The sequence below is a fragment of the Flavobacterium chungangensis genome, assembly GCF_042654045.1.
GTDB classification, from domain to species: domain Bacteria; phylum Bacteroidota; class Bacteroidia; order Flavobacteriales; family Flavobacteriaceae; genus Flavobacterium; species Flavobacterium chungangensis.
In genome coordinates, this window is the sequence record NZ_JBHSFY010000010.1 from 17,913 (window position 1) to 31,163 (window position 13,251).

Genomic DNA, 13,251 nt, shown 5'->3' on the forward strand with positions numbered 1-13,251 from the left:
AATTTAATTACAAGAAAAATGACGAATAGTTCTAATAAATATATTCTACTGGTAATAACAGCCGCACTGATTAGTGCGTGCTCTGTTACCAAGAAATACGAACGCCCCACTACTTTAAAAACAGATCAATTGTATCGCGATCAGTCTACAACCGATTCGACTACAATTGCAGATATGCCTTGGAATACCGTTTTTAAAGATGAAAAATTAAATGCATTAATTCAAAAAGGTTTAGAACAGAACCTGAATCTGAAAAATGCAATTGAGAATATTGTTCAGGCAAGAGCTTCTTTACGCCAGAGTAAATTGGCTTATTACCCATCATTGCAATTGGATGCCAATGTAACGCACAACAAGCAATCTCAGGCAGGATTAAACTTTCCAGCCGGAATCAATATTAATACCTTAACTACAACTTACAAATTAGGCGTTAGCAGTTCATGGGAAATTGATGTCTGGGGAAAATTAAGCAGTTCTAAAAGAGCCGCTTTGGCAACCTATTTAGCTTCCGATGCTGCAAAACAAGCAGTGCAAACGCAGTTGATTGCCGATATTGCCAATAATTACTTCTTGTTATTATCGTATGATGAATCGCTAAGAATTACGGAAGAAACTTTAAAAACTCGTATCGAAAACGTTGAAACGATTAAAGCTTTAAAAGAAGGAGCAATTGTTACAGGTGCAGCGGTTGTTCAGAGTGAAGCCAATCAGCACGCGGCAGAAGTTTTAATTCCAGATTTGAAACAAAGCATTCGTGAAACCGAAAACGCTTTAAATATTTTACTTGGACAAGGGCCTGGGCCAATTGATAGAGGCGTTTTAGGAACACAGATTATTCCTGAAAAAATCGCAATCGGAATGCCTGCTCAGTTATTGAATAATCGTCCAGATGTCCGTCAAGCGGAATTTAATTTCAGAGTCGCTTTTGAGTCGACTAATTTGGCTAAAACGTATTTTTATCCAAGTCTGACGCTTACCGCAAGCACAGGATTTTCAAATTTAGAATTGAATGATTTCTTCAGCCATTCTATTTTTTATTCGATTATTGGAGGATTAACACAGCCTTTATTCAATAATGGCTTAAATAAAATGAGATTGACTACGGCGCAGTCACAACAATTACAAGCATACAATAATTTCCAGCAAAGTCTTTTAGTAGCAGGTCAGGAAGTTTCAAATGCCTTGTATGCGTATCAAATGGCTGTTGAAAAAGAAGATTCTAGAGCTAAACAAATTGCAGCTTTAGAGAAAGCAGTAGACTTTACGCAAGAACTTTTAGAATACAGTTCTGCAACTAACTATACAGATGTATTAACATCACAGCAAAATCTTTTAGCGGCGCAATTAAGCGGAGTTAATGATAATCTTCAAAAATTGCAAGCTGTTATTAATTTGTACAGAGCGTTGGGTGGTGGTTGGAAATAATTGTTTATAATGATAAAAAACCGTCTCAAAATCTGAGACGGTTTTTTTTTGAAAAGTACATCGTTTAAAAAGTACTATTCGTCGATTAGTTTAGTAATTTTGTATAATGAATGCTTAACACGCAAATTTTTGGCATTACTTTCGATTATTATCTATTAAGATTAACATTTAAATTCTAAAGACATGAAAAAGTTAGTATTCGCCTCAATGCTTTTTATGAGTGCATTTTTTGCTCAAGCTCAGGTATCAGTAAATGTAAATATTGGTACTCCTCCAAATTGGGGACCACAAGGTTACGATAACAGCAGATATTATTATTTGCCAGACATCGATGTGTATTATGATGTAAATCAAAGCGTGTTTATTTACGACAATAGCGGAAAATGGATGCGTGAAAAAAGACTTCCGTCAAGATATAGAAATTATGATTTGTATTCTGGTTATAAAGTAGTTTTGACTGATTACAGAGGAGATTCTCCTTATTACTATCACACAAAACATAGAGCGGAATATCCGAAAGGTTACCACGGAAAACCTCAAAAAAATAGAGGAGAAAAACCAAAAGGCAACAACGGGAATCATTACGGAAATGATAAAGATAATAAAGGAAAAAACAAAGGAAATAAGTCAGACAAGAACCACGATCACGGTAATGGCAAACACCATTAATAAACATGACTAAAAGAAAACGCCTCCAATGGGAGGCGTTTTTGATTTTATGTCATTGATGAAATTATATTATCTAAGGAAAATATATATTGATTATATATTTCAAACATAGCCCGTGGTTTCAACCACGGGAAACGTATTGTGATGATATTATGTCGCTCCTCAGGTGCTATAAATATGTAGCTCCTCCGGAGCTTTTTTCTTGCGCTGGGAATTTTTGCTATAAATATTTCGCTCCTCTGGAGCTTTTGTATTTTATTTGCTAATTCATGGCTAAAATGAATTGCCTCCAGCTTTAGCTGGAGGTTACTAGATTCTATATTTATTGGCTTTAGCCAAACTAAGCGCAAAAGTTTGGCTAAAGCCTTTTTATTTGCAATAAACAAAAAACCTCCAGCTAAAGCTGGAGGCAATTGATATTTAAATATTTTATTAAAAAGAAATTCGTGTTAATTCGTGCAATTTGCTTCGCCCGTTCGCTATCGCTCGGGTTGTGGCTAAAAACTATTCAGAAACAGCTTTCACCTTATGTCCAAAAGCTCCAAAAGAAAGAATAATCAAAAAGCAAACTAACGGAATAATATATCCCGACTGAATATCATCATGATTCATATCGATTAAAGTTCCCATTCCGTATGGAATAATTGCTCCTCCAACAATTGACATTACCAACCAAGAAGAACCCGTTTCAGTATTCGATTTTAAGCCTTTAATTCCTAAAGAGAAAATCGTTGGAAACATAATTGACATAAAGAACCCGATTCCTCCAAGAGCGTAAATCACTACAATTCCAGAACCGTAAATAGCTACTAAACATAGTAAAACGCTCATGACGCAGTAGATTGACAATAAAACGTAATCTTTTACAAAACGTAAAAAGAAGGTTCCAATAAAACGACCCGCCATAAAAAGGAAACCATAAATTCCTAAGTAATATCCAGCCGTTTTTTCGTCTAAACCGGCTCCTTGCTGTGCAATTCTGATAAAGAAACTTGTGATGCAAACCTGAGCTCCAACATAGAAAAATTGCGCCACAACTCCCCAGCTTAAATGTCTGAATTTTAAAACAGAGAAAAAACCTGGTTTAATTTCCGCTTCAGTATGAGTTGCTTTCATTGAAGGCAGTTGTACGAAGTAAAATATAATAGCAACCAAAACCAAAATGCTTCCCAAAACGATGTATGGCATTTTTACAGAAGCTGCTTCGCCCAATAAATAAGCTGCTTTTTCTGCCTCAGGCATTGCTGCCATTTGCTCTGGTGTATGATTGGTTCCTGAAAGAATAAATAAAGAACCTACAATAGGCGCAACCATGGCAGCTAATCCGTTGAAAGAAGCTGCTAAATTCAGTCTTTTTGAAGAAGATTCTGCTGGCCCTAAAATCGCCGCATACGGATTCGCACTTGTTTCTAAAATTGTCAAACCACATCCAATTACGAACAACGCAAATAAGAATAACTCGTAAGTTCTGGTATTGGCAGCTGGAACAAATAAAAACGCTCCAACAGCAAAAACTAACAATCCTGTGATAATACTGTTTTTATAGCCAAATCTTTTAATCAGCATTCCAGCTGGAATAGCCATAATAAAGTAAGCAAAGAATACAGAAGTATCAATTAGAGTAGATTGACGATTGTTTAATTCGCAGGCTTTCTTTAAGTGCGGAATCAAAACAGAATCTAAATTGTGTGCCATTCCCCACAGAAAAAATAGGCATGTAACGAGAATAAAAGGCAAAAGGTACTGATTTCCTTTTCCGCCTTCTGTCGGCACTTCGTGTTGATCACCGGCTTGGTTTGTAATTTGCATTGTTTAGATAGTTTTTTGTTATTTTTTAGGTTCAAAGTGACAAAGAGACAAAGGTTCAAAGTTTTTTAAAATTTTGTCGATTTGTCACAATCTTCTTTGTTTTTATCGAATTCGAAGTGGCAAAAGATTCATAGGTTCAAAGTTTAGAAACTTCTGTCCCTTTGCAACTTTGTATCTTTGTCACTTGAAGAAAAATCATTTTTTCTTTACTAAAAGTAAGTGATCACATACCAAAACGATTTCACCGCGCTGGTTAATGATTTCTACGTGTTCTGTTACAGTTCCCATTTCTGGATTTTTGGCTTCTCCTTTTTCAGAAATCGTAATTTCAGAATGAATGGTGTCGCCAATATGAACCGGTTTTACAAAACGCATTTTGTCGTAACCTCTAGAAAAAGCTTCTGGATTTATTTCTGAAGCAGTTAATCCGATTCCGATGGCAAAAACCATAGTTCCGTGTGCGATTCTTTGTCCGAAAGGTTGTGTTTTACACCATTCTTCGTCCATGTGGTGCGGGAAGAAATCTCCCGTGTGTCCGGCATGAACTACGAAGTCAGTTTCTGTTATTGTTCTGCCTAATGTTATTCGTTTATCGTCGATTTTATAATCTTCGAAGAAAGTCGATTTAAAATACATAATCTTGATATTTTTTATCGGCCTTACTTAAAATAAATGTCAAAATTGCGTTCATTTTAAAGTAGGCTTAAATTTATTTTTTTTGGTTTTGAAATATAGTGTTTTAATTACACTTCATCAAAAGAAATTCCGCCATTTTTACTGCTCACATAACAAGCTTCCACAACCTTCATTGTGCCTAAAACATCCTGAACGCTGGCAGATAATGTTGAGTCAGAACCTTCTTTGTAACGCATCAGATTAGACATTGCGCCAATAAAAGCTTCCGGAAACCAAGAACCTTCCAGTTTAACTTCTGTCCATTCGTATTCCTTTTCGTTATCTTTTTTTGGTAGCGCGTATTCAAAAACGTCTGGTAAACCGTCAGGATAATTCATCAACAAGCCCATTTTTGCTTTAACCGCGCCCTTTGTTCCTTCCCATTTTATGTAGCTTTCTTCGTGTTTTGGACCAAAATGATGATCGTGATTCGTATTGATGACAACATGTTTATCTTCGCCATAATCTAAAATAATAGTAGATCGGCTCGATGATAATTTCTTAAGCGGATGTTTTGCTGTTTTTGCCATTACGCTTTTCGGATTTCCCAGAAAAGATCGAATACAGTCAATGTAATGCACGCTATGGAAAAGAATCTCCAATCTTGGGTGTTCTTTTATTAAAGGGAATAATTCCCAAGGCGTATTTACGGTAACTTTGAATTCTAAATCGTATAATTCGCCAATAATTCCCTGATCAATTAAATATCTTGCAGCGCTTACAAAAGAAGCAAAACGCAATTGAAAGTTGATGGCAGCAACCAGATTTTTTCTTTCGCAAACTGCTACAATCTCGCGTGCCTGAGCCAAATCATTTCCCATTGGTTTCTGAATCAAAACCGCAGCTCCGTCTGGCAATTGTTCTAAGATTTCGATGTATTGATCAGGTAAAACGGTAATATCGTAAACAGCGTTTGAAGGTGCATTTTTAACTGCATCTGCAACGCTTTCAAAAACATGATCAATTTTGAATTGTTTCTGTAAATCGTATGCTTTGGAAATGGTTCTATTGGTAATACCAAAAACTTTAAAACCAGCCATTTCGTACGCAGGAAGATGAGCATCTTTTACAATACCGCTCGCTCCAATAATCACAATGGGCTGTTCTGTTTGGGGAAGTAAAGGTTTATAGGGAATATTCATTTGTTCTATATTTTGAAATTAAGCCTGCCAATTTTAATTTTTGACAGAGCCGTGTAATGTTGTTCCTTGACTTAATTCTCTTATTTTCTTTTGAGTTTCCTCTAAAAGTATTTCAGAAGAAATATCCGTTTCAATGGCTTTTAAAACCACACCATCAATTAGTTCTGCGACTTTTGGCCAGATTGGCGTTTGAGGCAGTGTCAATGCATTTTCATGAAGCATTTCCAGTTTATGATAAAACGGAATTAAAGTATTGATTTCTGCATCTTTCCAAGTCGATTTTCTGCATCCGATTCCGCCTTCTGTGGTCAATAATTTGTCACTTTCGGGTGTAGTGGCAAAACGTAAAAAATCGTAAGCCAGTTTTTTGTGTTTGCTTCCAGAACCAATGGTATACAACCAATATACATTTAAAGAAGCCGTTTTATACCCAGGATCAGATGGGAGAGAAGTGATATCAATTTTTCCTTTTACTTTCGATTCCTCAATTACTTCTGCCATAGAAGCAAATCCGAACCAGTTGATTGCCATTGCGGCTTGTCCTTCGGCGAAAGCCAAACCGGCTTCAACCGAACCAAATTCTTTCGATTTTGGGTGAACGGCATTTTTGTCATTGGCCATTTTTCGATAAAAATCCAATGCTTTTATTGCTGCTTCATTATGAATGTCAATCTGATTTTTTTTGTTTAATAACGAACCGCCGCGTGTCCATAACTGCAGACAAAAGTCAAAAACCATATTGTGTCCGTCGGGATAATTGGCAAAAACAGCACCGTATAAATTTTGTTCGGGGCGATTAAAAAATGTTGCTATCTCTGAAAATTCCTGCCACGTTTTTGGAGTAGAAAGTTCGTAACCAAACTGTTCTTTAAAATTATCTTTTTCTGTCTGGTTTTCAAATAAATCTTTTCGGTATATCAAACATTCTGGACCGTCATGAAAAGGAAGTCCGAAAATGCCATTACTTAGTTTCTGCAAATGCAAAAGCGATTTATGCCATCCAAAAGGATAATTTTCGGGCGGATTTTCTCCAATTAAAGAAAACAAATTAAGAACCGCATTTTCGTTTGCAGCATCAAAAATCCAATCAGTATTGATATGAGCAATATCCCATTTCCCTTCTTTTAAGCCTTTATCTGAAATGGTGGTTTCATATAAATCATGAAGTTCCAATGCAACCATTTCGGCTTCAATTTTTATATTGTTTTGAAGTGAAAATGCTTCCCATAATTTTCGAAGTGTACTTTCGAAAGGATCGAATTTACGAACGGCGATTCTAATTTTTTCCATTAACAGTCAATAAATTCTTTAATAATTTTCTCGTTGTCCTGACCTAGTTTTGGCGAACCTTTTTCTGAAGTCAGATATTCGCCGTCAATTTTTATCGGACAGCGTGTTGTTTTATACGTATATCCGTCAAGCATTTCGACTTGCTGCGTAAAATTCAAAACCTTAAATCCATCTTCAGCAAATAACTGCTGATAGTTTAAAACTCCTGCGCACCAAATGTCGGCTGGTTCTAAAATATTCAACCAAAACTGTGTTTCCTGCGTTTGCAAATGATCGGCAAGGATATTTTTTATGTCGTCTCTAAGCGTAAATTTATTTTCAGGAAAAGCCAATAAAGCATCACATTTTAGTAGAGAAGCCAAAACAGGAATTGACCCCATCGCTAAAGCTAAATAACCGTTTTTGGTTTTGTAAATTCCGTATGGCGCGCCCAAATAAGCGTGTGCGTTATTGGTTTTAGTTCGAACTGGCAACTCGCCTCCATCATTAAAGAAGGTCGTAATAGTTTCAAACTGAAAATCAAATGCTGATTCCAGCATACTGACTTGAATTTTCGCGCCGATATTATGAGTTGCTTTTCTATATAAAGCGGCTAAAATTCCCTGTGCTAAATGCGCTCCCGCAAGCATATCCACAATCGACAATCCCATAGGAACTGGTCCATCTTCCTGATTGCCGCTCAGCCAAGTCAGCGCCGTTAAAGATTGTAAAAGCAAATCTTGTCCCGGTAAATCTTTCAAATCGGGATGTTCTCCAAAACCTGAAATAGATCCGTAAATCACATTTGGATTAATGCTTTTTACATCTTCGTAACTTAAACCAATGCGTTCCATAACTCCAGGTCTGAAATTATGCATGACAACATCAGCTTTCGCTAATAATTTTTTTAGTTTTTGAAGCTCTTCTGGTTGTTTAAAATCAATCGCAAAAGATTCTTTGTTTCTGTTGATGGTATGAAAAACAGACGATTCGCCGTTCATAATCAAATCAGAAGTATATAAAGTACGGCAGATATCTCCTGTTCCCGGTTTTTCAATTTTTATCACACGCGCTCCCAAATCGGCCAGACGCAAACTCGCCGACGGCCCCGAAAGAAACTGACTGAAATCTACAATTAAATAATCTTCTAATGGTTTCATTTTTTTTGTTTATTCGTTGAATCGTTTATTTGTTTAATCGTTTTCATTCAACAATTAAAATCTAATTTGATCTGCTAAAATCTTTTTAAATCTGCGTGAAATACATTTAGCGCATAGATTTTTTCACGCAGATTTGTGCAGATTAAAGCAGATTTGCACAGATTTTAATTTAAGCTGTTGCGTATCATTTAACTTAAATAAACTCTTTGTGTATGCTTAAATTATCTTGACCTACTTTTGGAGCTGCTTTTTCACTTAACAGAATTTCTCCATCCAATTGGATCGGACTTCTGGTGGTTACCAAAGTTTCGCCATCGTTATTTTTTACGGTTTGTTTCAATTGTAATTCATTTACAAAAGATTGACTATCTAATTCTTCGTAATTGAAAACTTTTCCGCACCAGATACCTTCTTTCTGCAAAATTTCGATCCAATAATCAGAAGTTTGGGTTTGAATTCTTTCGCTTAAAATTGTTCTGATTTCATCGCGTTTTTCAAACCAAAGATGTTTGTCAGCGAAAGCGTTTAAATCCAAACCTAACGTTTTTCCAATGAAAAGTAAATCGCCCATTGCAAGAGATAAAAAGCCGTCTTGCGTTTGATAAACTCCATAAGGAGCACTCAAAAAAGCATGTGCACTTCCTTTAATATCGCCACGTTCAGGCAATTGACCGCCATCATTTAGGAAAGAAGTAATCGCTTCAAATTGTACATCCAAAATAGATTCCAGTAAACTCACTTCAACCAAAACTCCTTTTTTGGTTTTAGCTCTTTTTAAAAGTGCTGCTAGAATTCCCTGCACAAAATGATTCCCGCACATTAAATCGGCTACAGCCAAACCAAAAGGAACTGGACCTTGACTTTTGCGTCCGCTCAGCCAGCTCAAACCAGAAAGTGATTGTAACAACAAATCTTGTCCCGGTTTTTTTGCCCATGGACCTTCATTTCCGTAACCTGTAATAGTTCCGTAAATAAGTTGCGGATTAATAGAAAGCGTATTTTCAAAATCTAAACCGATTTTTTCCATCACTCCAGGTCTGAAATTATGCGTCATAATATCCGCCTTTTCGATTAGTTTTTTGATTAAAACCAAATCGTCAGGATTTTTTAAATCGGCTGCAAAAGATTCTTTATTTCGGTTTATGGTATGAAAAAGCAAACTGCTATCGTCTACAAATAAATCTTTGATGCTCAATTGTCTGCAAGCTTCCCCTTTTACAGGACGTTCGATTTTGATAACGCGTGCGCCCAAATCGGCTAGTTTTAATCCAGCTGAAGGTCCTGCTAAAAACTGGCAGAATTCCAGAACAATTAATCCTTCTAAAGGTCTCATACGGTCTGGATTTTTAGAGATTCCGCGTAAAGCGAATTCATTTCTTCCAATACTTTTAGTTCGTCTCCGCCATTCATCAAATAATTGCGAACGACATCTCCAGCATGATCTTGGAAATACATGTGTCCGTAATATCTCGGACGAAGGAAAGCGCGCTCTAAAGCAGGAAGTGTATTTTTAAAATAATCGTGCGTCACGCCATTAATTCTTTCGCTTTTCCAAGCTTGTAAATGTCCTGGCTGACCGCCATTATCAGTATAAATATTCTGCTGAACCTGTGATGAACACGTAAATTCAGCATATTTTATGGCTGTTTCAATATGTTCGCTGAATGAAGAAACCGCTAATCCAGTTCCTCCCAAAGAAGAAATCATTGGATTATCATTCAATTTTACTAAATCATAAAAATGTAAAAGGTTTCGGCTGTAGCCAATGCGAGAATAATTAGAATAACCGTAAGCAAAAGGGCAATAAGCAATTTCGTCTGAATTGACCATTGCTTCGTAAACTTGAATTGGATTACGATTAAAGTTTGCTGGATCAATCAATTGCGCCAGTTCTCTAAACATTTGAAGCGCTTTGATTCCTGTAGTTTCAGAAATCACTTTTTCTTCTGAAAGAAAAGGCGCTTCACCCAAACTGCAGCAGAACATATAAAAACTCATTAAAACATCTACAGGAATTCCAGCGAAAGCGACTAAGCCTTTTTTCGCTAAAGCCAATAAATCTTCATAAGTTTTAGGAACTTCTAAATTATTTTTTTCTAAAAGATCCAGTCGGGCAGAAGCAACAGGAGTTGCAGCATCAATTGGCAACGCCCATAATTTATCATGAAAAACATAACTTCCGTATGATTTTCCAACCGTATTAATTTCTTGGTCTTTAATATATTCGTTTGATAAATAATCAGATAACGGTAGAATCGCTTTGGTCTGCGCTCCAAAACCTGTCCAAGGATGATCGATTACCAATAAATCAAATCTTTTGGCTAGGTCTTCAATAGAAGCATCGGCAAATTCTTGTAAACTTCTCTTTTCCCAAGAAATTTCAACATCAGGATGTAGTTCAGTAAAACGCTGCGATGTGGCAACCATTGGAAGTAAACCTCTTGTATGATTCCAAGTTATGCCTTTTAATTTTATCATTTTATATAGGAATTTTTGAGTAGTGAAATCGTTTGAAATAATAAATGTAAAAAATACAATTACAAAAGTAGAAATAAGATTTAAATGAACAAGAAATCCTTTATTTATTAAAGAATCTTTTTGCATAAAAGGATAATTAGTGATATAATTTTTACAAAGCGTTTAAAAATTGTTATAAAAATTTAAAGTTTAGTCATTTTCATTAACGGAAAATAAAATATATCTCGGATATTAATTTTTAAAAAGTATTTTTGTAATTGTATTTTTTACATTTATTAATTTTACTTTGTTCTTTTTGACGAATTTTTAATTTATAAATGAAGAATTACCATGAGATATAAACTAACAATTAAAAATATACGATTATGAAATTAATACGTTTTGGAGAAATCGGAAAAGAGAAACCTGGAGTTTTGATTGGAGAAAAGAGATATGATGTTTCTTCGATTGTAACCGATTTTAACGAAAGTTTCTTTGAAGAAAACGGATTAGAGAAATTACAAAAAGCATTAGAAAGCAATCCTACTTTGCCAGAAGTTGATGCTTCAGTGCGTTTGGGTTCGCCAGTGGCTCGTCCTTCCAAAATTATCTGTATTGGATTAAATTATATCGATCACTGTAAAGAAACCAATGCACCGATTCCGACAGAACCAATTATTTTCTTTAAATCGACAACTTCTTTGTGCGGTCCAGATGATGATTTGATTATTCCGACAAATAGTGAAAAAACAGATTGGGAAGTTGAATTGGCTTTTATCGTGGGCAAAAAAGCAAGTTATGTTGAAGAAGCAGAAGCTTTAGATTATGTGGCCGGTTACGCTTTATTGAATGATTACAGCGAAAGAGCTTTTCAACTAGAGCGCGGCGGACAATGGGCAAAAGGAAAAGGAAGTGACACTTTTGCGCCTCTTGGACCATTTTTGGCTACAAAAGATGAAATCGCAGATGTAGACAATTTAAAGATGTGGCTAACGGTAAACGGTAAAAAATACCAAGATAGCAATACCTTAAATTTAGTTTTCAAAATTCCTTATTTGGTACATTATTTAAGTCAGTTTATGACTTTGCTTCCGGGTGATATTATCAGTACGGGAACGCCTCCGGGTGTTGGTTTAGGAATCAAACCAGATCCAATTTACATTAAAGCAGGCGATGTTGTTGAATTGGGAATTGAAGGTTTAGGAACGAGTAAACAAAAGGCTGTAGCTTATAAAAAGTAATATAACAATCTGTTATTGTACTAACGAATAGTGACACGGATAAAACGGATTTACTTCGTAAAAACGCAGATTAAACGGATTTTAAATTTAAAAAAAATTAATGAAAAATCCGCTTAATCCGTGTCTTCGCGATAGCGAATCTGTATAATCCGCGTCTGATAAGAAATTTAAACGAAACAAAAAATGAAATATATAGTTTGCGAAAAACCGCAGGAATTTTTATTAAAAGAAACCAGTATTCCAGAACCAAAAGAGGGGGAAGTTTTATTGAAAATTAAAAGAATCGGAATCTGTGGAACTGATATTCACGCTTTTGGTGGAACTCAGCCGTATTTTGAATATCCAAGAATTTTAGGCCACGAATTGGCTGCAGAATATGTAAAAGGAAATGCAGCAGGTTTTAAACCTGGAGATAAAGTAACTTTTATTCCGTATTTCAACTGCGGAAAATGTGTGGCTTGTAGAAACGGATTGACAAACTGCTGTGTAAATATTAAAGTTTTCGGCGTTCATATTGACGGCGGAATGGCTGAATATGTGTCGATTCCAGAACAATATTTATTGCAGGGTCAAGGTTTAGATTATGATGAATTGGCTTTGGTTGAACCTTTGGCAATTGCAGCGCACGGAGTTAGAAGAGCGGCTGTAAAACCAACTGATACCGTTTTGGTAATGGGAGCAGGACCAATTGGAATTGGCTTGATTCAGTTTGCTAAAATTGCGGGTGCAAAAGTAATCGTAATGGACATCAATGATTATAGATTAAATTTCTGTAAAACAGAATTAAATGCAGATGAAACCATTAATCCGTTAAATGATGATGTTGCGCAAAAATTAGCTGAATTGACAAACGGTGATATGGCAAATGTGGTTATTGACGCTACAGGAAACCAGAAAGTAATGAATAGCGCTTTTAATTATATTTCGCATGGCGGAAGATTTGTTTTGGTTGGACTTCAGAAGGGCGAATTAAGTTTTAGTCATCCTGATTTCCACAAAAGAGAATCGACTTTAATGAGCAGTAGAAATGCTACAATCGAAGACTTTGAATATGTAATGAAATGCCTGAAAGAAGGAAAAATAGACCCTAAAAAGTATATTACGCACAGAACGAGTTTTTCTGATATGATTACTGATTTTGGTAAGTTGATTGATCCAAAGAATAATGTGATCAAAGCGTTAATTGAAATAGATTAGGAATTATAGTCGAGCTTTTAACGCACAGTTTGTCATTCCGAGGAACGAGGAATCTCCGTAAGAAACTCGACAAAGATTAGCTAATTTCTAGATGGAGCTTCTTGCGGAGATTTCTCCTTCGTCGAAATGACAAAAATGCTGCAAAAATATTGAACACATAGAAACATAGATTTTTATTATTTGTAATAGAGAATAAAAAAGAAACTA

The 13,251-nt window shown here is 35.7% G+C and carries 12 protein-coding genes; 4 read left to right on the forward strand and 8 right to left on the reverse strand.

Features of this window, described 5'->3' with window-relative positions; translation table 11 throughout:
- The first annotated feature begins 18 nt into the window (after window positions 1–18).
- Window positions 19–1,425, forward strand: coding sequence for an efflux transporter outer membrane subunit (locus ACFO3N_RS15935; RefSeq protein ID WP_250836378.1), 1,407 nt, complete (start codon window positions 19–21; stop codon window positions 1,423–1,425).
- 183 nt (window positions 1,426–1,608) lie between these two features.
- Window positions 1,609–2,094, forward strand: coding sequence for a hypothetical protein (locus tag ACFO3N_RS15940; RefSeq protein WP_379799264.1), 486 nt, complete (start codon window positions 1,609–1,611; stop codon window positions 2,092–2,094).
- Between the two features lie 47 nt (window positions 2,095–2,141).
- Here the strand turns inward: ACFO3N_RS15940 and ACFO3N_RS15945 are convergent, their stop codons facing one another.
- From ACFO3N_RS15945 to ACFO3N_RS15980, 8 genes are all read right to left on the reverse strand, one after another.
- Window positions 2,142–2,507, reverse strand: coding sequence for a hypothetical protein (locus ACFO3N_RS15945; RefSeq protein ID WP_379799266.1), 366 nt, complete (start codon window positions 2,505–2,507; stop codon window positions 2,142–2,144).
- A 91-nt stretch (window positions 2,508–2,598) separates the two neighbouring features.
- A complete protein-coding gene (gene fucP, locus ACFO3N_RS15950; protein WP_379799268.1) occupies window positions 2,599–3,903 on the reverse strand; it encodes an L-fucose:H+ symporter permease in 1,305 nt (434 codons plus the stop codon).
- 195 nt (window positions 3,904–4,098) lie between these two features.
- A complete protein-coding gene (locus tag ACFO3N_RS15955; protein ID WP_379799270.1) occupies window positions 4,099–4,539 on the reverse strand; it encodes a MaoC/PaaZ C-terminal domain-containing protein in 441 nt (146 codons plus the stop codon).
- A 107-nt stretch (window positions 4,540–4,646) separates the two neighbouring features.
- Window positions 4,647–5,720 carry a Gfo/Idh/MocA family protein gene (locus ACFO3N_RS15960; RefSeq protein ID WP_379799272.1) on the reverse strand — a complete coding sequence of 358 codons (1,074 nt, stop codon included), beginning with the start codon at window positions 5,718–5,720 and terminating at the stop codon, window positions 4,647–4,649.
- 33 nt (window positions 5,721–5,753) lie between these two features.
- Window positions 5,754–7,010 carry an extracellular solute-binding protein gene (locus tag ACFO3N_RS15965; RefSeq protein WP_379799274.1) on the reverse strand — a complete coding sequence of 419 codons (1,257 nt, stop codon included), beginning with the start codon at window positions 7,008–7,010 and terminating at the stop codon, window positions 5,754–5,756.
- Window positions 7,010–8,149 (reverse strand): CaiB/BaiF CoA transferase family protein, encoded by a 1,140-nt coding sequence (locus ACFO3N_RS15970; RefSeq protein WP_379799276.1) that lies wholly within the window; start codon window positions 8,147–8,149, stop codon window positions 7,010–7,012. Before ACFO3N_RS15970 ends, ACFO3N_RS15965 begins: the two co-directional genes overlap by 1 nt.
- Before the next feature lie 193 nt (window positions 8,150–8,342).
- Complete coding sequence (locus ACFO3N_RS15975) at window positions 8,343–9,482, reverse strand: CaiB/BaiF CoA transferase family protein (RefSeq protein ID WP_379799278.1); 1,140 nt, start codon at window positions 9,480–9,482, stop codon at window positions 8,343–8,345.
- Window positions 9,479–10,627 (reverse strand): ABC transporter substrate-binding protein, encoded by a 1,149-nt coding sequence (locus tag ACFO3N_RS15980; protein ID WP_379799280.1) that lies wholly within the window; start codon window positions 10,625–10,627, stop codon window positions 9,479–9,481. Before ACFO3N_RS15980 ends, ACFO3N_RS15975 begins: the two co-directional genes overlap by 4 nt.
- A 365-nt stretch (window positions 10,628–10,992) precedes the next feature.
- On the opposite strand from ACFO3N_RS15980, the gene ACFO3N_RS15985 reads away from it, so the two are divergent.
- The gene (locus tag ACFO3N_RS15985) at window positions 10,993–11,847 is read left to right on the forward strand and encodes a fumarylacetoacetate hydrolase family protein (protein WP_379799282.1); all 855 of its coding nucleotides are present in this window, start codon (window positions 10,993–10,995) and stop codon (window positions 11,845–11,847) included.
- Between the two features lie 183 nt (window positions 11,848–12,030).
- A complete protein-coding gene (locus ACFO3N_RS15990; protein WP_379799284.1) occupies window positions 12,031–13,044 on the forward strand; it encodes a zinc-binding alcohol dehydrogenase family protein in 1,014 nt (337 codons plus the stop codon).
- The last annotated feature ends 207 nt before the right edge of the window (window positions 13,045–13,251 follow it).